General features: G+C 64.1%; 23 protein-coding genes. 18 read left to right on the top strand and 5 right to left on the bottom strand.

Annotated features, from left to right (window positions below):
* The 8 genes from eda to MOV74_RS08620 all read left to right on the top strand — a co-directional run.
* Positions 1-497 (top strand): bifunctional 4-hydroxy-2-oxoglutarate aldolase/2-dehydro-3-deoxy-phosphogluconate aldolase (eda, locus tag MOV74_RS08655; RefSeq protein WP_246920084.1); only part of this gene is annotated, 497 nt, incomplete at its 5' end.
* 59 nt (positions 498-556) lie between these two features.
* Positions 557-1,726, top strand: coding sequence for an acetyl-CoA acetyltransferase (locus MOV74_RS08650; RefSeq protein ID WP_246920079.1), 1,170 nt, complete (start codon positions 557-559; stop codon positions 1,724-1,726).
* A 125-nt stretch (positions 1,727-1,851) separates the two neighbouring features.
* Positions 1,852-2,058, top strand: a complete 207-nt coding sequence (locus tag MOV74_RS08645) for a hypothetical protein (protein ID WP_246920077.1) — start codon at positions 1,852-1,854, stop codon at positions 2,056-2,058.
* Between the two features lie 128 nt (positions 2,059-2,186).
* Complete coding sequence (locus MOV74_RS08640) at positions 2,187-3,386, top strand: CaiB/BaiF CoA-transferase family protein (protein WP_246920074.1); 1,200 nt, start codon at positions 2,187-2,189, stop codon at positions 3,384-3,386.
* A gap of 124 nt (positions 3,387-3,510) precedes the next feature.
* Positions 3,511-4,647, top strand: a complete 1,137-nt coding sequence (locus tag MOV74_RS08635; RefSeq protein ID WP_246920071.1) for a thiolase family protein — start codon at positions 3,511-3,513, stop codon at positions 4,645-4,647.
* Entirely contained in the window at positions 4,644-5,003 is a 360-nt protein-coding gene (locus tag MOV74_RS08630) for a Zn-ribbon domain-containing OB-fold protein (RefSeq protein ID WP_246920069.1), read from the top strand. Before MOV74_RS08635 ends, MOV74_RS08630 begins: the two co-directional genes overlap by 4 nt.
* Positions 5,004-5,547: 544 nt before the next feature.
* On the top strand, positions 5,548-6,075 hold the full coding sequence (locus MOV74_RS08625) for a carboxymuconolactone decarboxylase family protein (RefSeq protein WP_246920066.1): 528 nt from the start codon (positions 5,548-5,550) through the stop codon (positions 6,073-6,075).
* A gap of 26 nt (positions 6,076-6,101) precedes the next feature.
* Positions 6,102-6,404: a nucleoside triphosphate pyrophosphohydrolase family protein gene (locus tag MOV74_RS08620; protein ID WP_246920063.1), complete on the top strand. Its 303-nt coding sequence runs from the start codon at positions 6,102-6,104 to the stop codon at positions 6,402-6,404.
* A gap of 185 nt (positions 6,405-6,589) precedes the next feature.
* On the opposite strand, the gene glsA is transcribed toward MOV74_RS08620, so the two are convergent.
* The 4 genes from glsA to MOV74_RS08600 all read right to left on the bottom strand — a co-directional run bounded on the left by glsA (position 6,590) and on the right by MOV74_RS08600 (position 12,501).
* Positions 6,590-8,437, bottom strand: coding sequence for a glutaminase A (gene glsA, locus MOV74_RS08615; RefSeq protein ID WP_246920056.1), 1,848 nt, complete (start codon positions 8,435-8,437; stop codon positions 6,590-6,592).
* A 21-nt stretch (positions 8,438-8,458) separates the two neighbouring features.
* On the bottom strand, positions 8,459-10,531 hold the full coding sequence (locus tag MOV74_RS08610; protein ID WP_246920053.1) for a TRAP transporter permease: 2,073 nt from the start codon (positions 10,529-10,531) through the stop codon (positions 8,459-8,461).
* 233 nt (positions 10,532-10,764) lie between these two features.
* The gene (locus MOV74_RS08605) at positions 10,765-11,931 is read right to left on the bottom strand and encodes a TAXI family TRAP transporter solute-binding subunit (protein ID WP_246920049.1); all 1,167 of its coding nucleotides are present in this window, start codon (positions 11,929-11,931) and stop codon (positions 10,765-10,767) included.
* A gap of 348 nt (positions 11,932-12,279) precedes the next feature.
* Positions 12,280-12,501, bottom strand: a complete 222-nt coding sequence (locus MOV74_RS08600; protein ID WP_246920046.1) for an acetyl-CoA carboxylase biotin carboxyl carrier protein subunit — start codon at positions 12,499-12,501, stop codon at positions 12,280-12,282.
* A 95-nt stretch (positions 12,502-12,596) separates the two neighbouring features.
* On the opposite strand from MOV74_RS08600, the gene MOV74_RS08595 reads away from it, so the two are divergent.
* The 3 genes from MOV74_RS08595 to MOV74_RS08585 all read left to right on the top strand — a co-directional run bounded on the left by MOV74_RS08595 (position 12,597) and on the right by MOV74_RS08585 (position 16,832).
* A complete protein-coding gene (locus MOV74_RS08595; protein WP_246920043.1) occupies positions 12,597-13,571 on the top strand; it encodes an IclR family transcriptional regulator in 975 nt (324 codons plus the stop codon).
* Positions 13,501-15,060: an acyl-CoA carboxylase subunit beta gene (locus tag MOV74_RS08590; protein WP_246920038.1), complete on the top strand. Its 1,560-nt coding sequence runs from the start codon at positions 13,501-13,503 to the stop codon at positions 15,058-15,060. The genes MOV74_RS08595 and MOV74_RS08590 overlap by 71 nt, the downstream gene beginning before the upstream one ends.
* Positions 15,061-15,134: 74 nt before the next feature.
* A complete protein-coding gene (locus MOV74_RS08585; RefSeq protein ID WP_246920035.1) occupies positions 15,135-16,832 on the top strand; it encodes a GMC family oxidoreductase in 1,698 nt (565 codons plus the stop codon).
* 101 nt (positions 16,833-16,933) lie between these two features.
* Here MOV74_RS08585 and MOV74_RS08580 read toward each other — a convergent pair whose 3' ends face one another.
* A complete protein-coding gene (locus tag MOV74_RS08580; RefSeq protein WP_246920032.1) occupies positions 16,934-18,409 on the bottom strand; it encodes an FAD-binding oxidoreductase in 1,476 nt (491 codons plus the stop codon).
* A 493-nt stretch (positions 18,410-18,902) separates the two neighbouring features.
* On the opposite strand from MOV74_RS08580, the gene MOV74_RS08575 reads away from it, so the two are divergent.
* The 7 genes from MOV74_RS08575 (at position 18,903) to MOV74_RS08545 (ending at position 25,370) form a co-directional block, all read left to right on the top strand.
* Positions 18,903-20,324 (top strand): TadE/TadG family type IV pilus assembly protein, encoded by a 1,422-nt coding sequence (locus tag MOV74_RS08575; protein ID WP_246920030.1) that lies wholly within the window; start codon positions 18,903-18,905, stop codon positions 20,322-20,324.
* A gap of 33 nt (positions 20,325-20,357) precedes the next feature.
* Complete coding sequence (locus MOV74_RS08570) at positions 20,358-20,894, top strand: TadE/TadG family type IV pilus assembly protein (RefSeq protein WP_246920024.1); 537 nt, start codon at positions 20,358-20,360, stop codon at positions 20,892-20,894.
* Complete coding sequence (locus MOV74_RS08565) at positions 20,894-21,550, top strand: TadE/TadG family type IV pilus assembly protein (protein WP_246920023.1); 657 nt, start codon at positions 20,894-20,896, stop codon at positions 21,548-21,550. Before MOV74_RS08570 ends, MOV74_RS08565 begins: the two co-directional genes overlap by 1 nt.
* A 365-nt stretch (positions 21,551-21,915) precedes the next feature.
* The gene (locus MOV74_RS08560) at positions 21,916-22,491 is read left to right on the top strand and encodes a peroxidase-related enzyme (RefSeq protein ID WP_246920021.1); all 576 of its coding nucleotides are present in this window, start codon (positions 21,916-21,918) and stop codon (positions 22,489-22,491) included.
* A 57-nt stretch (positions 22,492-22,548) separates the two neighbouring features.
* Positions 22,549-23,763, top strand: a complete 1,215-nt coding sequence (gene acdA, locus MOV74_RS08555; protein WP_246920019.1) for a 3-sulfinopropanoyl-CoA desulfinase — start codon at positions 22,549-22,551, stop codon at positions 23,761-23,763.
* Positions 23,764-23,820: 57 nt separating this feature from the next.
* Positions 23,821-24,627 carry a CoA transferase subunit A gene (locus MOV74_RS08550; protein WP_246920017.1) on the top strand — a complete coding sequence of 269 codons (807 nt, stop codon included), beginning with the start codon at positions 23,821-23,823 and terminating at the stop codon, positions 24,625-24,627.
* Entirely contained in the window at positions 24,624-25,370 is a 747-nt protein-coding gene (locus MOV74_RS08545) for a CoA-transferase (protein WP_246920016.1), read from the top strand. The genes MOV74_RS08550 and MOV74_RS08545 overlap by 4 nt, the downstream gene beginning before the upstream one ends.
* Positions 25,371-25,617: the final 247 nt, after the last annotated feature.

Genomic DNA, 25,617 nt, shown 5'->3' with positions numbered 1-25,617 from the left:
CCCCCGTTGCGATCGAGGCCGCGCGGGCGATGATGGCCGAGGTGCCCGAGGCCGTCGTCGGCATCGGCACCATCCTCAACCCCGCCGACTTCACCCGTGTCGAGAAGCTCGGCGTCGCGTTCGGCATCAGCCCGGGCCTGACCCCCGACCTCCTGAAGGCCGCAGCGCACAGCTCCTTGCCGTTCGCGCCGGGCATCGCGACGGCGTCCGAGCTGATGATGGCGCTGTCCTACGGCCTCGACGTCGCAAAGTTCTTTCCGGCCGAGCAGGCCGGCGGCATCAAGGGCCTGCGTGCGCTCGCGGGGCCGTTCCCGAACGTGCGGTTCTGCCCGACCGGCGGGGTTGGCGAGGCCAATGCGGCGAGCTGGCTTGCCGAGCCCAACGTGGTCGCAGTCGGCGGCTCCTGGCTGTGCCCGACGGCGGAGATCCGGGCCGGGAACTGGGCCGGCATAACTGCCATCTGCCAGCGGACCCTCAAGGCCCTGAAAGCCGCGTGAAGTCTTGCCATCCCTAGGCTAAGACTTAGCTCAGGATAAGACTCCAGGGAGAAAAGACCATGACCGCCAGCATCGTCGGATGGGCGCATACGCCGTTCGGCAAGTTCGACACCGAAACCGTCGAAAGTCTCGTCACCCGCGTTGCCAATGAGGCGCTGGCCGATGCCGGCATTTCGGCCGGCGATGTCGACGAGATCGTGCTCGGCCATTTCAACGCCGGCTTCTCGCCGCAGGATTTTACCGCCTCCCTGGTGCTCCAGGCCGACCCGAAGCTGCGCTTCAAGCCGGCCACCCGGGTCGAGAACGCCTGCGCCACCGGCTCGGCCGCCGTTCACCAGGGCCTGCGCGCGATTGCCGCAGGTGCCGCCAAGATCGTGCTGGTCGTCGGCGTCGAGCAGATGACGCGCACCCCTAGCGCGGAGATCGGCAAGAACCTGCTCAAGGCGTCCTATCTGCCGGAGGACGGCGACACCGTCGGCGGTTTTGCCGGTGTGTTCGGCAAGATCGCCAGCTCCTATTTCCAGAAATACGGCGACCAGTCCGATGCGCTGGCGCTGATCGCGGCCAAGAACCACAAGAACGGCGTCGCCAATCCCTTCGCCCAGATGCGCAAGGATTTTGGCTTCGACTTCTGCCGCGCCGAAAGCGAGAAGAACCCTTACGTCGCCGGTCCCTTGAAGCGCACCGACTGCTCGCTGGTCTCCGACGGCGCTGCCGCGCTGGTTTTGGCCGATGCCGAGACCGCCAGGGCCATGACCAAGTCGATCGGCTTCCGCGCCACCGCGCACGCCCAGGACTTCCTGCCGATGTCCAAGCGCGACATCCTGCAGTTCGAGGGCTGCACGGTCGCCTGGCAGCGCGCGCTGGAAAAGGCGGGCGTGACCCTGTCCGATCTCTCCTTCGTCGAGACCCATGATTGCTTCACCGTCGCCGAGCTGATCGAGTACGAAGCGATGGGCCTGACGCCGAAGGGCCAGGGCGCCCGCGCCATCAAGGAAGGCTGGACGCTGAAGGACGGCAAGCTGCCGGTCAATGTGTCCGGCGGCCTGAAGGCCAAGGGTCATCCGGTCGGCGCCACCGGCGTCTCCATGCATGTGATGACCGCGATGCAGCTCGCGGGGCAGGCGCCCGAGGGCATGCAGCTGAAGAATGCCAAGCTCGGCGGCATCTTCAACATGGGCGGCGCCGCGGTGGCGAACTACGTCTCCGTGCTGGAGCCGCTGAAGTAGGCTTAGTCCTGTAGGTGGGCAAAGGCGCCATGCGCCGGGCCCACCTTCCTCCTTGCGCTAGATCATGGTGGGCGCGCTTCGCTTTGCCCACCTTACGCTCCTGATTGATTTGCGGGAAATGCATCATGAGCACTGACTACGAAACTTCACTGTCAATGGACGCACTCAACGATCGCATCGCGATCCTCGAGGACAATATCCGCCAGCTCATCGAGCAGGCTGCGGCCGCCTCGGGCGAGCAGAACGAGTCGCGTATCGCCGACCGCATCACCCAGCAGAACGACGAGCTCGACCGGCTCCTCAAGATCCGCGAATCCCGCCAGAAGAAATAGCGGCCGATATCCGCCGCGCGGCGCATGCGGCCATACGCCGGCCGCCCTTGTGCGCGCGGCCTCGCTGCCGTTAGCTGGACCGAAATGGCAAGGCCGTGCCTTGGCCCTTGCGCAATCGGGAGCGAACGATGGGGCCGCTGAAGGGCATCAAGGTCATCGACATGACCACCGTGCTGATGGGGCCCTATGCGACCCAGATGCTCGGCGACTACGGTGCCGATGTCATCAAGGTGGAATCGCTCGACGGCGACGTCACCCGCCTGATCGGCCCGATGCGTCACGCCGGCATGGGCCCGGTATTCCTCAACACCAACCGCAGCAAGCGCTCGATCTGCCTCGATCTGAAAAAGCCTGCTGGCCGGGAGGCCGTGCTGCGGCTTCTGAAGGACGCCGACGTCCTCGTCTACAACGTCCGCCCGCAGGCGATGGGGCGGCTTCAGCTCGGCTACGATGTCGTCTCCGCCATCAATCCGCGTCTGGTCTATGCCGGCGTGTTCGGCTTCGGCCAGGACGGCCCCTATGCGGCAAAGCCCGCCTATGACGACCTGATCCAGGGCGCCACGGCACTGCCGGCGCTGATGGCGCAGACCGGCGACGGCGTGCCGCGCTACGTGCCGAATGCACTGGTCGATCGCATCGTCGGCCTCACCGCCGTCGGGGCGATCTGTGCCAGCCTGGTGCACCGCGATCGCACCGGCCGTGGCCAGCGCGTCGATATCCCGATGTTCGAGACCATGGCCGGCTTCGTCATGGGCGACCATATGGGCGGGCTCACCTATGAGCCGCCGCTCGACAAGGGCGGCTATGCCCGCCACCTGTCGCGGGATCGGAGGCCCTACAAGACCTCGGACGGCTATCTCAGCGTCATCGTCTACAACGACAAGCAGTGGGAGAATTTCTTCAAGGCCACCGCGCGCGATGATCTTCGCGCCGATCCCAAATTCGCGACCTTCGCAGGGCGCGCCGCCAACATCGACGTCGTCTATGCCGAGCTCGCGCGCATCTTCGAGACGCGCTCCACGGCCGAGTGGATCGATCTGCTGACGAAAGCCGACGTGCCGGTCATGCCGATGCACGATCTCGCCTCGATCCTGCACGATGAGCATCTGGAGGCGACGAATTTCTTTCCGGTCGTGGACCATCCGACCGAAGGGCCGATCCGCAGCATGAAGGTGACGGCGACCTGGTCCGAGACGGAGGCCGAGCCCGCGCGGCTGGCGCCGCGGCTCAACGAGCACGGCGCGGAGATTTTGCGCGAGGTTGGCTATTCCGCCGATGAAATCGCCGCCATGGTGCGCGATGGCGTCACGCGCTCGCCGCCGGAGTAGGGGGAGTGATGGCGAAGACTCTCTCATCCGTCATTCCGGGGCGGTCCGGAGGACCGAACCCGGAATCTCGAGATTCCGGGTTCGATGCTGATGCATCGCCCCGGAATGACGAGGAGGAGAGAGCATGAGCTTCATCACCGGCGTCGGCCTCACATCTTTCGGCAAGCATGAAGGATCATCCTCGCTCGACCTGATGAGCAGGGCGGCGCAAGCCGCGCTTGACGATGCCGGGCTGAAGCGTGCCGACATCGACGGCATCCTCTGCGGCTATTCCACCGTCTCGCCCCACATCATGCTGGCGACCGTCTTCGCCGAGCATTTTGGCATCCGCCCGGCTTACGCCCACGCCGTGCAGGTCGGCGGCGCTACGGGCCTTGCGATGGCGATGCTGGCGCATCACCTCGTCGTATCAGGCGTCGCGCGCCACGTGCTGGTCGTCGCCGGCGAGAACCGTCTTACCGGGCAGAGCCGCGACGCCTCGATCCAGGCGTTGGCGCAGGTCGGCCATCCCGACTACGAGGTGCCGCTGGGCCCGACCATTCCCGCCTATTACGGCCTCGTCGCCAGCAGGTACATGCACGAATATGGCGTGACCGAAGACGATCTCGCCGAGTTCGCGGTGCTGATGCGCGCCCACGCCTGCACCCATCCCGGCGCGCAATTCCACGATCCCATCACCGTCGCCGACGTCATGGCCTCGAAGCCGGTGGCGATGCCCCTAAAACTGCTCGACTGCTGCCCGGTGTCCGACGGCGGCGCCGCCGTCGTCATCAGTCGCGAGCGGACCGGGGAGGCGGGCATCCGCATCCGCGGCTGCGCCCAGGCCCACACCCATCAGCATGTCACGGCCGCACCCGCGCTCAGTGAGCTCGGCGCCGAGATTTCCATCGCGCGCGCCAAGCAGGCCACCGGCCTTGCAATCTCCGACGTCCGCTATGCCGCGATCTACGACAGTTTCACCATCACGCTCGCGATGCTGCTGGAAGACCTCGGCCTTGCCGGGCGCGGCGAGGCGGCTGCTCGCGTGCGGTCAGGTCATTTCGGCCGCGACGGCGCGATGCCGCTGAACACCCATGGCGGCCTGCTCAGCTACGGCCATTGCGGCGTCGGCGGCGCCATGGCGCATCTGGTCGAAGCGCATTTGCAGATGACGGGACGGGCAGCCGGCCGCCAGGTGCGCGATGCCTCGATCGCCTTGTTGCACGGCGATGGTGGTGTGCTGTCGTCCCATGTCAGCATGTTCCTGGAGCGGGTGCGATGAGCGGGCGTCTGGCGGACTGGACCAAGGGCGAACAGGCCATCACCTTTCAGACCTGCGCCGCGTGCGGCCATGTGCAGTATTTCCACCGAGCCTTCTGCGCGGCGTGCGGCGCCTCCGATCCGCGCGACCAGCGTGCCAGCGGCAAGGGCAGGGTCTACGCGACCTCGCTGGTCTGCCGCGCCGCCACGCCAGAGACGCGCGCCCACGTGCCCTACAACATCCTGCTGGTCGATTGCGCCGAGGGTTTCCGCATGATGGCCCACGGCGAGAATGACCTTGCCATCGGCGATTCGGTCGTTGCGAGCTTCAAGCCGTTTGCCGGCAGGCTCGTGCCGTTTTTTGCAAAGAGCAAATAGTGGGGATGCTGTAGCCCGGATTGGGCTTCGCTCCATCCGGGCTACTGCCGAGAGCGAGTCGCGGGATCCGTCATTCGGGGGCGGTCCGAAGGACCGAGCCTGGAACGGGATTCTGGGCCTGGCGCTGTGCGAGGCGCCACCCCGGAATGACGAAAACTCTAAAACTCCAGCTAACGCCCGTAGAACAAGATGCTGGCGATGACGAGCATCGCCGTCACCGCCAGCATATGCGCGAGCGCTCCCGAGGCCGCCCCCTTGGTGGCTTCCTTCATGCCTTTTTCTCCCTAGACTTGGGCGTGACTCATCATTGTGCGGCTAGCGCACCCGACGGCCAATTGTTTTACTCGGAACACCCCACTTGCGAGTACTCACCGCGATTTGTCCCCACGCGGCGAATATCGACTGTGTCAGGGTCGATCAGCAATGCGGCGGCAATTTGACTCGATGATGTTGCTCCTGCGTCGGCGCAAGAATAGAGTTTCAGAGAACTCCCGCCGACAACGACAAAAAGCATCAAAAATTCAGGGAAAACTTCAGGAAAATCATGGCCCGCATCAACTACAGCGACCCGTCCAAGGCCTCCGACCGCACCCGCGAAATTCTCGACAAGAATCGCAATGCCAACATCTTCCGCATGATGGCGCACTCCCCAAGCTATTTCGAGCAGTACTGCCGCCTGGGCGGCGCCATCCGCCACAAGGGCGAGCTCGACCCCGTCGTGCGCGAGCTCGCAATCACCCGCACCGGCATTTTGTGCGAGGCGCCGTACGAGATCGTTGCGCACAAGCGCATCGGCAAGAATGTCGGCGTCACCGACGAGCAGAACGAGGCGCTCGCGGACTGGCAGGCGGCGACGTGCTTCAACGAGGTGCAGCGCGCGGCGCTCGCCTTCACAGACGAGATCGTGACGCTGAAGAAGCCGGCGGATGCGACCTTCAAGGCAATCGCAGCGAAGCTGACGCCGGCCGCGCTGGTCGAGCTCCAGCTCTCGGTCGGCTTCTACATCATGACGTCAAAGTTCTTGGAGACATTCGAGATCGACCTGCAGCCCGTGACGGAAGTGGTGGGCTGATTCAAAATCCGCGGCGAGGGACGCTCATGACGATCGACGAATATGCGGCCTGGGCCGCGAGCATTGCGAAGGTCGATGAGCATCCGTCGAACGAGCGGCTGTCCTATCTCGGTCTTGGCCTTGCCGGCGAAGCCGGCGAGGTCGCTGATCACATCAAGAAGCTCCTGCGCGACGACTGGCTCGACAAGGCGGGTCTGGTCGATGAGCTGGGCGATGTCATCTACTACTGGGCCTGCCTCTGTGCCGCGACTGGTCAGCAGCCATCCGAGCTGCTGGAGAAGAGTGCGGCGAAGATCAAGCGGCGCCTGAGCGAGGCGGCGAGCCGGTAGGGAGACGTAGGTTCGGGGCACTGACACCTCGCCGCGTCATGGCCGGGCTTGTCCCGGCCATCCACGCCTTGCCACGGAGCACGGAGAACGTGGGTGCCCGGGCCTTCGCCGCGCCGAAGCGGCTTCGGCCGCGCAGGCGGGACAAGCCCGGGCATGGCGACCTCTTGTGAACGAATCTCAAGCGCTCACGTCGACGTCAGAATATCCACTCTCGCATTCGCGACGATCAGGCGATCGGCCAACAGCTGGGCCAGATTGCGCATGACGCGCTCGCTGGCGCGGGGGTGCTGCTTGCGGAAGCGTTCGAACGCCTTCAGCGGCACTTCGAACGCGGTCGCGGCCATGTCGGCAAAGACGTCGGCCGAGCGCGTCGTCTCCAGCAGCGCCATCTCTCCGAAGGCCATGCCGGCGGTCAGTGTCGCCAGCCGTACGCCGTCGGGCAGCGTGACATGCACCGCACCGCTGCGCAGGAAGAACAAGGATTCGGCGGGATCGCCCGTGGTGATGATCTTGGCGCCGGCCTGAAAGGTTCGGATCGTGCAGATCGAGGCGAGATCCGTCAGCTCTTCCTCGCTCATACCTGATAGCAGCGGCTGCTCGGCAAGCTCGGTGGTCTCGTGAAAGTCGATCGAGCCGCCATAGCGGAAGACGATCTGGTCTTCGGCCCATTCGATCGCGGTGTCGAGCAAATAGAAGTCGCGGACGTTCTTCAGCTCGGCGGTCCATTCCCGCAGGCTGTCCCATTCCTTGGAGGTGCGCCTGACGCCTGACAGCACGACGGTCACGTTCAGCGCCGCGAGCTCCTCGAAGGTTTCGGCGACGAGCCGCGCACCGGCGCGGGTGGTGGAGGTGACGCGGTGCAGGTCGAACACGACGATTTGCGGCCGCGGTCGTCCCGCCAGCCGGCGCGAGACGTAGTCGACGGCCGACAGCGACAGCGTGCCGACCAGCTCGATGACCCGCACCTCCTGCTCATGTGCAGCCAGAATTTCGCGCTCCTGCGGCCGGCGCACGCGGCGTGACGGACTCTTGCCGATATCGTAATCGGCGATGACGGCGTTGCGCGCATCGTCGCTGCGGTTGAGCATGTGCAGATCGTAGTGCGAGGACAGCGCCTCGCAGACCTTGATGCCGCGCACGCTGTTGCCGTGCTTGTCGAGCTTCGGCGAATAGCTGCCGAGGCCGAGGCGGGCAGGGAGCGCGGCCAGAATGCCGCCGCCGACGCCGCTCTTGGCGGGGATACCGATGCGGTAGATCCATTCTCCGGCATAGTCGTACATGCCGGACGACGTCATCACCGAAAGTGTGCGCGAGATCGCGTAAGCGCTCAGCACCTGCTCGCCCGTGACCGGATTGACTCCGCGATTAGCAAGCGTTGCCGCCATCACCGCGGTGTCACGCGCGGTCACCAGCACGGCGCATTGCCGGAAATAGACGTCGAGCACGGCGGCGACGTTGTCCGAGATCACCGCGTTGGTCTTGAGCAGGTAGCCGATGGCGCGGTTGCGGTCGCCGGTCTGGCTTTCGGAGGCATAGACGGCCTCGTCCACGGCAAGGTCGCGCCCGGCAAAGCGGCCGAGCGCGAGGCGGATCTGCTCGAAGGCTTCCGCGCCCTTGCTGTCGTAGATCAGCCCGGTGCAGGCGATTGCGCCGGCATTGACCATCGGATTGAACGGGTGGTTCTCGGAATTGAGCCGGATCGAGTTGAAGGGATCGCCGGAGGGCTCGACGCCGATCGCACTCTCGACCTTGCCTGCGCCCAAAAGGTCCAGCGCCAGCGCGAACACGAACGGCTTCGACATCGACTGGATGGTGAAGGGCACCCTGGAGTCGCCGACCTCGTAGACGTGGCCATCCAGTGTCGCGAGGCTGATGCCAAAATAGGCAGGATTGGCCTTGCTCAGCTCGGGGATGTAGTCGGCAACGTTACCCGAGGTCTCGGCCGAGAATTCGTTGAGGCAATTGTCCAGAAACCGCAGCAGAGGCGGTTTCGAGCGGGTCCAGGCGGAGGCGAGAGGCGAGAGCGGTGTCATCGCCTCATTTGTGCAACGCAATCAGGGCGCGCGCAACCCGTCCGGCACCATGGTCCGGCGGACCAGGAGAAGGGCCAGCGCGGTCGTGGGTACGAGGATGGCAAGGCCTAGCAGGGTCACCTGCAACTGCGACAGCGGCATGATTCCGCCGCCGGGCGTCGCCACCACGAAGCCGCCGATCACCAGCAGCACGCGGATCGGCCATTCCAGCGCGCCGGTGCCGCGCAGATCGCCGACGAAGGGCTGGTAGCCCTGGATGCCGCCACAGATGAACAGCGTGCCGAACGCGGCAAGACCCATCAAGCCGAGGCCGGCGAAGTAGGGGCTCGGTCCCTGCAGCACCAGCGCCGGATTGAGCACGAAGAAGAACGGGATGAAATAGATGATACTGCCGACCCACATCGATTCCCAGCCGGTCTTCATCGCCGGCGAGCCCGCGATGCCTGCGGCGGCGAATGAGGCGATCGCGACGGGCGGCGTGATCGACGACAGCATGCCCCAGTAGAAGATGAACATGTGCACCGCCATCTTGTTCAGCCCGAGCTTCTCCAGTGCGGGGGCGACCAGGATGGCGAGGAAGATGTAGCAGGCCGTCGTCGTCAGCCCGAGGCCGAGGATGAGGCTGGTGAGGGCGCACATGCCGAGCAGCAGGAAGGCATTGTCGCCGGCAATATGCAGGAGGTCATTGGCAAGGCTCGACACCACGCCGGTCATCGAGAATGCGCCGATCAAAAGGCCGCAGCCGGCAAGGATGCCGACCAGTTCGACGAAGGTGCGCCCGTTGACCTCCAGGAATTTGCCGATCGTCGCGAACGTCCAGCGCGTGTCCTTGGAGAAGAGCTGGTTGAGGACCAGCAGCAGGGCGGTGGCGTAGAACGGCGCATGGCTCTCGCGCTTGAAATGGAGCAGCATCACGATCAGCAGCGCGATGACGAAGACGTAGTACCAGCCGTCCTTGATCGTATCCATGACCCGCGGCAGCTCGGCGCGCGGAATGCCCTTCAGCCCGTGGCGCGCGGCGTAGGTATCGACCTGCATGAACAGCCCGACATAGTAGAGCGCGGCCGGGATGATCGCGGCCACGGCGACTTCTGCGTAGCTGACGTTGAGGAACTGTGCGATCACGAAGGCGGTCGCGCCCATCACCGGCGGCGCCAGCACTGCGCCGGTCGAGGCGCAGGCCTCGATCGCGGCGGCATAGGACGCGCGAAAACCGCTCTTCTTCATGACGGGGATGGTCATGGTGCCGGCGGTCAGAACGTTGGAGATGATCGAGCCCGACATCATGCCGAGCAGGCCGCTGGCGAAGATACAGACCTTGGCGGCACCGCCGCGGAAGGTGCCGCACATCGCGAAAGAGAGATTGATGAAGAATTTGCCGGCGCCCGTCATCATCAGCGCGGTACCGAACACGAGGAAGCCGATCACGGTATCGGCGAAGGCCTGGATCGGGATGCCGAGCAGGCTTTCGCCCGACAGCACATGATAGGCAGTTGCCTGCTCCAGCGTCGACTGCGTGCCGCGGAACGGGCCGAGCCAGCTGGCCTCGGCAAACAGCGGATAGACGGTGAAGGGGAGCACGCTCAAGAGCAGGCTCCAGCCGCCGGTGCGGCGCAGCGCCTCCATCAGTATGACCCACATCACGAGGCCCGCGGCGATCACGCTGTTCGGCGCGCCGCCGAACTCCCAGCCGGCCTCGGCCGCCTTGCGCACGTTCGACATCAGCAGCAGCGCTGCGGCGAAGGTCGCGACGAAGAGGGCGAGGTCGTACCAGGGAATCCGATCGAGCGGGGCGCGCTCCGTGCCCGGGAAGATCAGGAACGTGAACGGCAGCATCAACGCGATCAGGAGATAGAAATATTCGGTGTTGAGCTGGGTGTAGCCGATGAAGAAGCGCAGCGAGAATTGCTGGTTGATGCAGAGCAGGATCGTCGCCGCGGTCGCTGCGATCAGCGTCCAGCGCCAGGCGCCGCGCAGGGTGCGCACGCGCGTCACCTCCGCTTCCTGCATGTTGCCGGCGGCGCCATGCGGATCGTCGAACACGACCCGCTTGGCCTCGTCTTGCGGGGCGGTGGAGGTGGAAGCAGAAGACATCATTGATCCCGGGTGTCGGCTGGTAACTAACTAAGCGAATGGCCGTTGGTTGAATCGATGGGGCCACGTGCTCTTCCACCTCTCCCGCTTGCGGGAGAGGTCGGCGCGCAGCGCCGGGTGAGGGCTCTTTCCTCTGGGGGAATCTCGCCGTGGAGACACCCTCTCCGCAACCCTCTCCCGCAAGCGGGAGAGGGAGCGCACCGTGGACGCGGTAGGATTCAACCCCACCGGGTCTATTCCTCGAACCCGTTCGGCATGTCGGCTTTCGCAAGCGCGGCTGCGCGCGCCTTCATCCAGCCGTCGAGGAAGGCCTTGTCGTCCGATGGCGGATTGGACTTGCCGTACTCCGCCCACGCCGCGCCGAGCACCTCCTGCCGCTTGATCAGCTTGTTGTTGTGGGCCTCCTGCGCATCGCTCCAATGCCCGGCTTCCTTCAGCGCCTTCACCGCGCCGGGATGCACCGGCACCACCCAGTTCTTGGTCTGGCGATCGGCCGCGAGACCGCCGGCGCCTGGCGCGGAATCCTTGTAGGCGTCGTAGTTCGCGATCATCGCCTTGGTCATCGCATAGACCTGGTCGGCCGGTTGCGAGGCGTAGGTGACGAAGATCGGGTAGGGGTAATTGCCGAGCTCGACCGGCTTGTCCGGCGAGATGCCGGCGCCGCAGGTCGCGGTCTGCGGGAAGAAGAACGAGCCGACCTTCTGCATCCGCGCCCAGCCTTCCTTGTCCTTGGCCGGTAGCGGCGGCCAGATCAGGCCGCGCGGCGAAGTCTCGGCCTCTTTGGCGGGGCCGGTAATGGTGGTGCCGAAGGCGGCATCGACGTCGTTGTTGATCAGTCCTTTCCACATCGCGCCGTAGCTCGCGAACTCGACGGCCTTGACGTCCTTCTGCGTCAGACCCGCGAAGGCGAGCACCGCGAGCGAATTCTGGTTCAGCGCGGGCGAGCCGACCACGAAGCCGACGCGCTTGCCCTTGAGGTCCTTCAACTCCTTCACGCCGGTGTCGGCCGCAACGCCCAGCGAGCCGCAATTGCAGTCGACGGATGAGAGCAGGATCTGGAGCGGCTGCGGGCCCCATTCCTTTGACCCGAACTCGAACATGCCTTCCTGTGCGAAATAGGTGCCTGATCCCATCGCAGATGAGACCGCGCGCTTGGCGCGCAGCGGCGCGAGGCGGGCGACGTCGTTGCCTGCGGGGAGCACGCGCACGTCGGTGCCGTATTTGTCCTTCATCATCTTGCCGACGCCGACCGCGATGTTGAAGCCGGCGGTGCCGGTGTCATAGGCGGTGAAGGTCAAGGTCGCCGGCAGCTTGACGTCCTCGGCGAGCGAATAGCCTGTAGACGCAAAAGAAATACCTGCCACCAAGGCAGGCGTGAGTATGAGCAGCCCACGAAGCATGTTTTTCTCCCTCCATCTTCGCGTTTGTCGCGAAGATTTTCTTTCTTTGTTTGAAACACAGTTTTGTTTGAAACAGATCATGTCATCGCGATCAAGCGATGGCAACGCCGTCCCGCGAACGCGAGGCGCTATCGCATTTGGCGCCAGCAAAACGGTAGGATGCATCCGCGTCGTCATGGCCGGGCTTATTCCGGCCATCCACGTTCTTTTCGCTGGAAAACAAGTACGAGGATGCCCGGGACCGGCCCGGGCATGTCCAGTTCGTGGAACGAGCGATCACCAAGCTTACGCTGCGAGGAGCCCTCTGACAGATTGTCGCGGAAAGCGCGGAAACGACGGAGAATGCACTCAACTCGTGACGATCGCGATCGCCTGTCCCTCGGCAACGATGTCGTCGAGTTTCACCAGAAGCGACGTGATGGTGCCGTTCGCAGGCGAAGGCACCGGTATCTCCATCTTCATCGCTTCGACCACCACAATTTCATCGCCATCCGCGACGGTTCCTCCAACTTGCACGGGAGTTGCGCAGATGCGTCCCGCGACTTCGGTGACGATCTTAATTTCTGGCATGCCATCGCCTTTTTGTTGTCGTTGCAAAATGCCTGAGGTAGCGTCATCTGCAAGTGGAATTTAATTCCGCAGAGCGGAACAGGCGGTAGGAAACAATGGGACGACGATCGGAGCGGTTGAGTAGGCAAGGCATGCTCGCTGGCGATGCCGGCGAGGGTGATGTCATCCAGGTGGTCTCGCGCGCGTTCGACGTGTTGCGATGCTTCGAGGGCCACGACGCGAGGCTCGGCAATCTCGAGATTTCGAATCGCTGCGGCCTGCCGCGCTCGACGGTGTCGCGGCTCACGCACACGCTGACGCGGATGGGACAACTGGTCTATCTGCCGCGTGATCAAAAATATCGCATCGGCCCGAGTGCGGTGGCGATGAGCGCTTCGATGATGAAGGGCGCACAGCTGCGCAGCATGATCCGCCAGCGGCTGCAGGAAGTTGCCGAGCAGCTTCCCGGCACGGTCGGCTTAGTCGTGCCCGATCGCTTCAATCTCGTCTATCTCCAGTTCGCGCGCTCGGCCTCTGCGCTCGGCCTGCACGAGGGCACCGGCAGCCGCATCTCGATGGCCTCCACCGCAGCGGGCGCGGCCTACACGGCGGCGTTGTCGCCGGAAGTCGGCGATGCCTTCATCGCGGAGATGGAGCGCGAAGCGCCCGAGGCTGCGAAGATCCCCAGGCCCCGCATCGAGGCCAACCGGCAGATGCTGCGCGAGCGCGGCTATGTCGTGGCCTGCGGCCTGTGGAGCCCGCACATCAACGGCCTCGCCGTGCCGATCTGGTCGCCGCAATATCAGACCTTCGTGGTCATCACGATTGGTCTGCTCTCGGCGATGTATGACGAGCAGCGTCTGCATGACGAAGTCGCCCCGCTGATGCTGCAGCTTGGCCGCTCGCTCGGCAGCCTGGTAGAAGGCGCAGAGGGCGATGCCTTCAACAACCGCATCTCGCGTAAGCCGGTCGCCATGGCCGTGCACAACAATAACAAGCCGATCAATTCGGAGGGAGTGAATGAACTGGAAGCCGGAACTCGACGAGCTCGCCCGGCGCGAAGCCTTCGCGCGGGAGATGGGCGGCGTTGACAAGGTCAAGCGACAGCATGACCAGGGCCGGCTGACTGTTCGGGAGCGTATCGACAAGCTCATTGATCGAAATAGCTTTCACGAGATCGGTGCCGTCTCCGGCATCGGTGAGTACGATTCCAGCGGCGAGCTGCAGAAACTGACGCCGGCGAACTGCGTGTTCGGCCGCGCGCGCGTCGACGGCCGCACCGTCGTGGTGGTCGGCGATGATTTCACCGTGCGCGGCGGCTCGGCCGATGCGTCGATTTCCGCAAAACCGCTGATGGCGGAGGAGATGGCGCACGACTTCCGTCTGCCGATCGTCCGCATCATCGAAGGCTCCGGCGGCGGCGGCTCGGTCAAGACCATCGAGACCAAGGGCGCGGCCAATCTGCCTGGAGGCATCGGCGGAACGCGCTGGTATCGCTTCACGACGGAGAACCTGTCGCGCGTGCCGGTGGTCGCACTCGGCCTCGGCTCGGTCGCAGGGCTCGGTGCCGCGCGGCTTGCCGCCAGCCACTATTCCATCATGACGCGGAAGTCCGCGATGTTCGTCGCGGGCCCGCCGGTTGTGAAGGCGCTGGGGCAGGACCTCTCGAAGGAGGAACTCGGCGGCGCCGACATCCAAACCCGCGCCGGTGCGGTCGATCATGCCGTCGATACGGAAGAAGAAGCGTTCGCCTGCGCGCGGCGTTTCCTCTCTTATTTGCCGTCATCGGTCTACGAGCTGCCGCCGACCTTGCCTTGCGCCGACAACCCTGAGCGCAGCGACGAAGCGCTGCTGAGTGTCGTGCCGCGCAGCCGCAAGCAGGTCTACAAGATGCGGCCCATCATCGAGTCCGTCGTCGACAAGGGCTCGTTCTTCGAGGTCGGCAAGAACTTCGGCAAGCCTCTCATCGTCGGCCTCGCCCGGCTGGAGGGCAGGGCGGTGCTGCTGCTCGCCAGCGACAGCTTTCACTATGGCGGCTCCTGGACCGCGGATGCCTGCCAGAAGGTGGTGCGCTGGGTCGACTTCGCCGAGACCTTCCATCTGCCGGTCGTCTATCTCATGGATTGCCCCGGCTTCATGATCGGCCTCGATGCAGAGAAAGCCGCCACCATCCGTCACGGCGTTCGCGCCATGGCCGCGGTCAACCAGACCACCGTGCCCTGGTGCACCGTGATCCTGCGCAATGCGTTTGGTGTTGCGGGCGTCGTGCATCAGCCGGCCGATCGCTTCTCGATCCGCTACGCCTGGCCGTCGGCCTATTGGGGCTCGCTGCCGCTCGAAGGCGGCATCGAGGCCGCCTATCGCGCCGACATCGACGCGGCCGAGGACAAGGCGGCGAAGCTGGAGGAAATCCAGGAGCGCCTCAACAAGCTGCGCTCGCCGTTCCGCTCGGCCGAAAAATTCTGGGTCGAGGAGATCATCGATCCCCGCAAGACGCGCTCGCTGTTGTGCGAGTTCGCCCGGCTCGCGGAGCCCTTGCGCAAGCCGGGACCGCCGGAGAACTTTTCGATCAGGCCGTAGGGTAGCGGCTTTCGTTGCCGGCCAAAACAGTAACGCGCCAAGCTCCCCAACAAGAACAAGAGGAAGCGCCAATCGTGTACGACTTCATCATCGTGGGCGGCGGCTCGGCGGGGTCCGTGCTGGCCCACCGGCTCTCGGCGAAGAGCGCCAACAAGGTCCTGCTGTGCGAAGCCGGGCAGGACACGCCGCCCGGAAACGAGCCGGCCGAGATCAAAGACAGCTATCCCGGCACCGCCTATTTCGATCCGCGCTTCCACTGGACCGAGCTGAAGGTCACGACCCAGGTCGTCAGCCACAACAATCCGCATGAAGCGCGGCCTCCTTTACGCAAATATGAGCAGGCGCGCGTGCTCGGCGGCGGCTCGTCGATCAACGGCCAGATGGCCAATCGCGGCGCACCGACCGATTACGACGAATGGGACGCGCGGGGCGCTACGGGGTGGAGCTGGAACGACGTGCTGCCCTTCTTCAAGAAGGTCGAGCGCGACCTCGATTTCGACGGTCCCTTCCACGGCAAGGACGGCAAGATCCCGGTTCGCCGGATTCCGCGCGAGCACTGGACGCGGCATTCGCAGGCCTTCGCCGAGGCCTTCCAGCAGGCCGGGCACCAGTTCGTGCCGGACCAGAACGGCGCGTTCGTCGACGGTTATTTTCCGGTGACGCATTCCAACCAGGCCGAGCAACGCGTCTCGGCCGCGATGGGTTATCTCGATCGCGACACCCGACAGCGCGCCAACCTCACGATCTCCACCAACACGCAAGTGAGAGAGCTGCTGTTCGAAGACACGCGGTGCGTCGGCGTGAAGGCGATGGTTGACGGGCGTGAACAGGAATTCCGCGGGCGCGAGATCATTCTCTCCAGCGGCGCCATCCACTCGCCGGCGCATCTGCTCCGCGCCGGCATCGGCCCGGTCGGCCATCTCAAGGATCTCGGCATTCCCGTCCTGATGGGCCTGCCTGGCGTCGGCCAGCGCCTGATGGATCATCCCTCGATCTCGCTGTCCTCCTTCGTCCGCCGCGGCGCGCGCATGAACGAGCACACCAGGCGCCACATGCAGCTCGGTTTGCGATATTCTTCGGGGCTCGAAGGCGTGCCGAAGGGCGACATGTTCGTCGTCCTGCTCAGCAAGTCGGCCTGGCATGCGGTCGGGGAGCAGATCGGCTCGCTCTTGACCTTCGTCAACAAGACTTATTCCGAGACCGGGCAGGTCAAGCTTGCCTCGCGCGATCCCTCGGCAGAGCCGATCGTCGAGTTCAATCTCCTGTCCGACCGGCGCGACCTCGATCGGCTGATGAGCGGCTTCCGCAAGATGGCGGCGGTGCAGATGAGCGACGTGGTCAAGGCGGTGACAGACAAGCCGTTCCCGGCCGCCTATACGGACAAGGTGCGCAAGATCGGCGTGGTCAATACCAAAAACAGGATTCTGACTAAGATCGCCGCGGCTTTGATGGACGGGCCGGCGGCGCTGCGTCACTACATGATCGACAATTTCGTGGTCGAGGGATTTACCTTCGATCAGGTCATCAACGATGACGAGGCGCTGGAAGCCTTCGTGCGCAAGGCGACGATCGGCGTGTGGCACGCCTCGTGCTCATGCCGCATGGGGCGGGCCGACGATCCGATGGCGGTGGTCGATACAGAAGGCCGCGTCAAGGGCATCCACGGCCTGCGCGTCGTCGACGCCTCGATCTTCCCGGTGGTGCCATGCGCCAACACCAACTTCCCGGTCCTGATGTCGGCGGAGAAGATCGCGGCCGCGATCATGCAATAGCGTTGGCGCACCGTAGGACGGCTAGAGCGGAGCGAAACCCATCAAGATGTCCCGGGCAAAAAGAGGGGTGATGGGTTTCGCAAGGGCCCCATCCTGCGCAACTATAGCCGCAGCACCTTGCCGGGATTCATGATGTTCTGCGGATCGAGCGCGCGCTTGATGGTTCGCATGATGTCGAGCTCGGTCTTCGAGCGGTAGTGGCTGAGCTCGTCGAGCTTGTCGATCCCGATGCCGTGTTCCGCCGAGATCGAGCCGCCCATGGACGTGATGAGATCGTTCACGGCCCGCGTGATGGCGGCCTTGTATTGGGTCAGCGTCTGTTGATCCATGCCGAGCGGCCCCATGAACGAGAAATGCAGATTGCCGTCGCCAATGTGCCCCAAAGGATAGGGGCGAATGGCCGGGAGAATGTCGCACACCGCCTTGAGCCCGACGTCGATGAACTCCGGAATCCTGGAGATGGCCACCGACACATCGTAGCTGAGTCCCGGCCCCTCGGCCCGGGACGCCTCGGCGACGCTTTCGCGGATGCGCCACATGTTCTGCGATTGGCTTCCGGTCTGAGCGATCACCGCGTCGATCACGCGTCCGGCCTCGAGCTGCTGGCTAAGAAACTGCTCCATCTTCTCGGACATGCCCTCGGCGCCATCCCGGCGTGCGCGCGCCGACGACCATTCCATCAGGAGATACCAGGGCGTCTCCGCCCTCAGCGGATCCTGCACGCCGGGTATGTGACGGAGCACCATGTCGATTGCGGCGCGGCTCATCAGCTCGCAGGAGCCGACATTGTCCTCGGATGCGCCATGGGCTTCCGACAGGATCTCCAGCGCCGCGCGCGGATCCCGGATCGCCAGCCACGCGGTGCAGACGTCCTTGGGAGCCGGCCATAGCTTGAGCACGGCCTTCGTGATGATGCCGAGCGTTCCTTCGGCGCCCATGAAGAGGTGCTTGAGGTCGTAGCCGGTATTGTCCTTCTTGAGCGCGCGCAATCCGTCCCAGACCTCGCCGCTCGGCAGCACGACCTCGAGGCCGAGCACGAGATTGCGGGCATTGCCATAGCGGAGCACCTGCACGCCGCCGGCATTGGTCGACAGATTGCCGCCGATCATGCACGAGCCCTGGGCGCCAAGGCTGAGGGGCAGGAACCTGTCGTGCCGGCTTGCTGTCTCCTGCAGAGCCTGCAGCACGCAGCCCGCCTCGACCGTCATGGTGTAACCGGTGGCATCGACGTCCAGTACGCGGTTCATGCGGCCAAGCGACAACACGATGCCGGTATGCGCGGGCCAGGGCGTGGCTCCGCCCATCAGACCGGTGTTTCCACCCTGCGGCACGATCGCGACCCCGTGTTCATGGCAGAGCCTGACCACCTTCGCGACCTCCTCGGTATTGCCGGGACGAACGACGGCTCCGGCCCCTCCAACCAGCAGTCCGCGCCAGTCCGTCACGAACGGCTGCTTGCCGTGCTCGTCATCGATGAGGCCCTTCTCACCGACGATCGCGCGCAGCGAATCGCGCATTTGGGCGGTCAGCGGAGCGGTTGGAATGATGGGTTCGGACGACGGACCGGCAGCCGGCATTTGTTTCCCCTGGCGCATCTTGGTGTGCACTGCGCACGTAACGTGCGTCGGGGTATTGTCCACGTTTGCGCCGTGGAGTCTAACGGCAAGACGGCTCCGGCCCGCAAGGCCCGGCGAGCAGGGCGCCTTGTGCCGGCGACCGTGCAGGGGGGCGTTTCGGATTTCCTGTTTGAGCCGCGCCGCTGCCAGCGCCGGACGCGCGCTCGGTCGGCAGGCGCAAATCGCGTTTCCTCCGGTATTTTACGGATGTTTGTTGCCGTTTACCGCCAATCTCTGCGATCGCATTTAAGCGACATTAATGATGCCTTCTCGATATGAGACATCTCGATCCCGTGCGGTTCCGGTTTGCGAATGGCCCGTAAGTGTTGATTAACGGAGCGCTCGACATATTCCGCCCGTGACGGACGAGTGTTGGGATCGAATCCCGGCAACCTCTTCCGTCGGTTTCAGGGAAAGGGCCGCTGCCGCAATGACGGCAGCCAGGATGAACCTCATGCTCCGCCGCGCAGTGCTCTGTTTCGCGACAGACCGGAAGGCCAACGTCGCCATCATCTTCGCGCTGACGATGGTTCCTATCATCTTTCTCCTGGGCATGACGCTCGACTACACGCTGGCCTTGCGCAAGCGCGAGCAATTGAACGCAGCCGCCGACGCGGCCGCAATCGCGGCCGTGCGGCCCGCGATGCTGACGCAAACCACCAAGTCCGTTATCGAGAATACGGCGGCTGCCGTCTTTGCCGCGAAGGCGAACCTTCCCGGGTTGGCGGCCGTGCCGACGCCGACGATCACCGTCACCGATTCCGGTCTCTCGCGGACCATCACGGTGTCCTACACCGCAGAGTCCGTCAACAATTTCCCCGGCGTCCTGGGCAAGTCGACCTGGCAGGTGGCCGGTTCGGCAACGGCGAAGGCGTCCAGCGCCCCCAACATGAATTTCTATTTGCTGCTGGATGATTCCCCGTCGATGGCGTTGGCGGCCACCCAGAGCGGCATCGACGCGATGGTTCTCGCCACGAAAAACCAGCCCAACTACGCGAAAAACTGCGCCTTCGCCTGCCACGAGGCGCATCCCAACAACGCAGCTCCGAGCTCGACGAACAAGGACAATCTCACGGTCGCGCGTGCGAACAACATCACGCTGCGGATCGATCTCGTGACGAATGCCGTCAAGCAATTGATGGTCGGACCCTGGTCGTGCCCGCAGTCGGGCACGTCGGGCGGGGTCATGCAGTGCATGTCGGCGCTCAACAACACGACCTACAAGGCCGCCATCTACACCTTCGACTACGCCCTGAACACGATCCAGACGCTGACCACCCCGACCACGGCCGGCACGCAGATCGGCAACATTCAGCTCTTGACGGTCGACCACCAGAACTGCCCGGTTCTCAACGGCTCGGGCGGCTGCATCTACACCACCGATTACGGCACCGATATTCAAAAGGGATTGACCGACCTCAACGCCATCATGCCCAATCCCGGTGACGGTACCGCGGCCGGTACGCCGCAGGAGGTGGTCTTCCTCGTCACTGACGGCGTCGAGGACAAGTTGATCCCGAAGACGGGTGGCAGCTGCGATCCCAATGCCACCTATGCGCTTCCGGCGGCCAACTCGACGACTTTGCGATGCCAGCAACCGCTCAACACGGCGATCTGCGATACCATCAAGACTCGGAACATTCGCATCGCGATCCTCTACACCGAGTATCTGCAACTGCCGAGCGACAGCTGGTACACCAGCCGTATCTCGCAATTCAACAACCCGTCCTCGTCGACCGGCACGATCGCGCAACGGCTGAAATCCTGTGCGTCGCCGGGCCTGTACGCAAACGTTCAGAATGGCGGCGACATCAACCAGGCACTGACGGATCTGTTCATCAAGGTCGCGTCCAGCACGGCCAGCCTCGTGCAGTAGGGAAAAGAGGCCATGCTTGGATCAGCTTCGATAATGAAGAGACGCCGCAATCGTTGCGCCGCTTTTGCCGCGAATGACAGCGGAGCCACGGCCGTCGAGTTCGCGCTCGTCGCCGCGCCGTTTCTCGCGCTTGTCATCGCACTGATCCAGACCTTTCTCGTTTTCTTTGCCCAGCAGACACTCGAATATATCGTGCGCCAGTCGGCGCGTCTCGTGATGACCGGACAGGTTCAGTCTGCGAATATGTCGCAGGCCGTCTTCAAGCAGAAGGTCTGCGATCAGATCGTGATCCTCTTCAACTGCAGTGGCCTGATGGTCGACATGCAGGTGGCGACCTCGTGGACATCAGCGAACACGGCGATGCCGACCTTGACCTACGACGGCTCGGGCAAGGTCTCCAATACCTGGCAGTACGATCCAGGCCAGGCTGGCGATATCGTCGTGCTCCGCATCATGTACGAGTGGCCGGTCGTTCTCGGTCCGCTCGGTTTCAACCTGTCGAACCTCAGCAACGGCAACAGGCTGATCATGTCGTCCGCCGCGTTCCAGAACGAGCCAGGAGCTACCTGATGATCTCGGCCCTGTCATCTCGCGTCCGGCACCTGTTATCCGATGTCCGCGCCGTGGCAGCGACGGAGTTCGCGATCGTGACGCCGTTCATGCTGCTACTCTATGTCGGCGGCGTCGAGCTCGGCACCGCGCTCTCCATGAACGTCAAAGTCAGTGCGACCGCGCATGCTGTCGCCGACATGATCACGCAGAACACATCCGTTAGCCCGAGCCAAATGGACGGTATCCTCGCGGCTGCGACCGCCATCATGGCTCCATATCCCATCGTGAATGGCAGCAACTCCTTGATGACGATCACGGTCTCGGAAGTCTCGACCGACAGCAGCGGCAACGCAACGGTGCAATGGAGCAAGTCGACCAGCGCGTCGGGGGCGAGAACGCCGGGGACCGCCATGGCTTTGTCGTCCTTTACCGCGCCGGGCGGGACCACCAACGCAAAAATCTCGCTCATCCTGAGCGAGGTCTCCTACGATTACACGCCCAACCTCGGCTTCACCATCGCAGGCACGGTCAAGCTGTCCGACAGCTACTATCTGTTCCCGCGCTGCTCGACCAACGCCTCGAGCTTTCCATATTACGACGTGAAGTATAAAACGACTTCTCCGACGTCGACCACCTGCACCTGCGTCCAGCATTTGCAGCAGAAGACCTGTTAGCCTCGCGGGAGCAAGGTTGATCGATCGGGGATGGTGCCGGGCGGCACGTCGGTCTCTTCGAGCAGTTCATCACGCTAGAGCAGGGGCTTGCAGGCGGGGGCGTCTGCGTACAAGCGCGCCTGCAATCGCCCCGGCGCGCTCGGCGCGGGGGGCTGGGCTACGGTAGCCCGCATTGCTTTACGACGTCGAAGCAGGCATTGATGGCGATGGCCGCGCTGGGAAGGGGGCGCTACGGGCGACCGCGGAACCTCCCCTGACGCGCTCGACGTAACCGCCCGAGGATGTCCTGCAATCACCCGGGCCAAGAACATGAGGAACGCGATGGGTAGAGATTCCCATCGACCAGCCCCGAGGATATCCAGGCCATGACCCAGGCACCTGCCATCAGTCGCTTCCCCGTCCCTGATCTCGCCGACATGCCGGACGACATTCGGGCCCGTATCCTGACCGTCCAGGAAAAGTCCGGCTTCATTCCGAACGTCTTTCTCGTGCTCGCGCACCGGCCGGACGAGTTTCGCGCGTTCTTTGCCTACCACGATGCGCTGATGGACAAGCCCGGCAATCTCACCAAGGCCGAGCGGGAAATGATCGTGGTTGCGACCAGCAACCTCAATCAATGCCAGTATTGCGTCATCGCGCATGGCGCGATCCTGCGCATCCGCGCCAAGGATCCGCTGATCGCGGATCAGGTCGCGGTCAACTACCGCAAGGCCGACATCACGGACCGCCAGAAGGCGATGCTCGATTTCGCCGTCCGCGTCTCGACCGAGGCCTACAAGGTTTCCGAAGCCGATTTCGCCACGCTGAAATCGCACGGCTTCACGGAAGACGACATGTGGGACATCGCCGCGATCTCGGCCTTCTTCGGCCTCTCCAACCGGATTGCCAACGTCACCAGCATGCGTCCGAACCCGGAATTCTATAGCATGGGACGCGGCTGACGGGGCTGACTGACATCTTCGGCAAACACGCTCGTCCGTGCGGAATGGAGGACGGTCATGGAACTCTCATCCCAGCAACTGGCCTTGCAGGAAAAGGCTGCGGCGCTCTCGAACGGGATGATACGCACGCGTGCTGCCGACATCGACCAGTCGCGTGAATATCCATGGGACGTCGTCGAGGCGCTGAAGGCCGAGCGCTTCATGGGAATGACCATTCCGCCGGAATATGGCGGCGAGGGTCGAAGCTTCCTCGACACGGTGTTGGTCATCGAGGAAATCGCCCGATCCTGTACCGTCTCCGCGCGCATCGTGGTCGAAGCCAACATGGGCGCCATCTCGACCGTCATGGCCTATGGGACCGAGGCGCAGCGCAAGCGCGCTGCCGATCTCGTCCTCGGAGGCGACAAGCCGGCCATTTGCATCACGGAGCCCGACGCGGGGAGCGATGCGAGCGGAATGACCACGCGAGCCGACAAACGCGGCAACCGCTACGTGCTCAACGGCAGGAAGCACTGGATCACCGGCGCCGGAATATCCCGTCTCCACCTGATCTTTGCACGCGTATTCGATGAGAGCGGAGAGGAGCTGGGCGTCGGCGGCTTCCTGGCCGTGCGCGGCGAGGCGCAAGGGCTCCGCGTCAGCAAGCGCGAAACGACAATGGGGCTGTGCGGCATGCCCGAGGGCGAGCTCGTCTTCGAGGACCTCGAGATCACGCCGGACATGGTGCTGCTGCCTCCATCCGGCTTCAAGCGCGGCTTTGCCGACCTCATCAATGCCTACAACAGTCAGCGTGTCGGCGCCGGCACGGTCGCCATGGGGATTGCGGCGGGCGCACTGGAGCACGCCATTGAGTGGGCCAAGACGCGCGAACAGTTCGGCCGGCCGATCGGCGAGTTTCAAGGCCTGCACTGGATGCTCGCCGATATGCAGACCCAGCTGACCGCATCGCGCCTGATGCTGCACGCGGCGGCTCTTTCGCGCGGGCCGGGCGGCAGCGCATTTCCCGATCCGATGCTTGCCGCCCAGGCGAAGATCTTTGCCTCGGAAGCCGCGATCAAGATCGTCAACGATGCCCTGCAGGTGTTCGGAGCTCGCGGCTATTCGCGCGACTTTCCTCTCGAACGCATGGCGCGCGATGTCCGCATGTTCACGATCGGCGGCGGCACGGCTCAGGTGCTGCGCACCTTGGTTGCTGGCAAGGTCCTGGGCTGGAAGCTGCCGCAGACGCGCGATGGCTACGTCGCATCGAGGGACCTTACGGGAAAGAACTAGGGCGTCGTCGTAAGTGACTGCGGCGTCTGGATTGGGATTCGAGGGAGAGGTGCAGAGATGACAGACTTCGTGACGCCGCAGAAGATGGCGGAGATGATTCCGTCGGGATGCAAGCTTGGTTTGGCGCCGGATGACTACGCCGCAGCCCCCGGATTGGTTCGGATGCTGATCGATCGAGGCATTCGCGATCTCCATGTGGTCTGTGCGCCGATTGGCGGCATGCAGGTCGATATGCTCATCGGCGCCGGCGCTGTGGCAACGCTGGAGACCAGCGCCGTCAGTCTCGGCGAGGCGGGCGGCGCGCCCTGTTTCAGCCGGGCTGTCCGCGACGGATCCATTCGCCTCCGCGACGCGACTTGTCCCGCGGTGTTCGCGGGCCTGACCGCCGCGGAGAAGGGTGTTCCGTTCATGCCGATCCGCGGCATCATCGACAGTGACGTCTTGAAGAAACGGGACGACTGGAAGGTGACGTCCAACCCGTTCGACGATGGTGAGAAGATCGTCGTGGTCTCGGCGATTCAGCCCGACATCGCATTGTTTCATGCGCCTGAAGCAGATCGGCTTGGCAACGTTCGGCTGGGGCGTCGGCGCGAAACGATGCTGCTGGCCCATGCGTCGAAGAAGGCGTTCGTGACCGTCGAGCGCATCTCCGATGTGTCGCTGCTCGAGGATGAGAAAATGGCCGCGGGCGTCTTGCCCGCGATCTACGTGAGTGCGGTGGCACAGCTTCAGAACGGTGGATGGCCCACGGGGCTTTACGCCGAGTATCCCAGGGACGGGCAGGAGATCGAGAAATACGCCCGAGCGGCGCGGTCGCCGGAAGGATTTTTGGCCTACGTCCGGGACTCCAGGAGCGTTGCATGAGCGAGGCATGCACCAGCCGTGAGTTGATGATCTACACGATCTCGCGGCTGCTGAAGGGCGTGCGGCATGTTGCAGTCGGTCAATCGTCGCCGATGCCGGCGGCTGGAGCGATGCTGTTGCGGGCGATCAACCAGCGTGACGGACTGGAGCACGTGCAGGTCTCGATCCTCGGCTCGGTCAAGCACAATTCCTTCACCGGCGGTGCCGAGGAGTTGTTCGATTGTGCCGCGCAGGGACGCCTCGACGCTTTCTTTCTCGGCGGGGGCCAGATCGACGGCCAGGGCAATATCAATCTCGTCGGCACCGGCGACTATCCGAGTAATTCGGTCAGATGGCCCGGCTCGTTCGGCTCCGCCTACCTGTATTTCCTCGTTCCGCGGGTCATTCTGTTCCGTGAAGAGCATAGCCTGCGGTCCTTGGTCGAGCGCGTCGACTTCGTGTCTGCCCCTGGTGTCACCGACGAGACGGTCTATCGGCGAGGCGGGCCACATGCGCTGCTGACCAATGCAGCGCTGTTTTCCTTTGAACGCGAGGCGGGACGTTTCCGTCTCGAGAGCACGCATCCCGGCTACGATTGGCGCCACATTCGCGGTACGACCGGCTTTGCGTACGATAACGAGCAATGCGAGGCCACGACGCCGTCGCCGGACGAGGCGACACTGGCATTGATCCGAGGACGGATTCGCGAGGAACTGCGCGAATGCTATCCGCAGTTCGCAGGCCATATGCCGGGTCCGGGTTGAGGGCGGGCAATCGGATTTGGGAGCGCTTTTTCTGCGACCATCATTCCGGGGGCGATGCCTCGCAGCCGGACTGCCGAACTGAGCCAAAAAATTCGCTTTACAAGAATTCGGATTTGTCGTAAGTCTCGACGCATCCCGCCCGCCACAAGGGGCGTTTCGCGATCGTCACGAGACGCGGGCCGGGAGGCGGTGGCCGCGACGGCGTCGGCGCGCTGAGCAAGCTGCAGGGCGGAAACCCCGTGAGCAG

The sequence above is a fragment of the Bradyrhizobium sp. SHOUNA76 genome (genome assembly GCF_023006445.1).
Taxonomy (GTDB): domain Bacteria; phylum Pseudomonadota; class Alphaproteobacteria; order Rhizobiales; family Xanthobacteraceae; genus Bradyrhizobium.
This window is presented reverse-complemented; position numbering and strand designations above follow the sequence as displayed.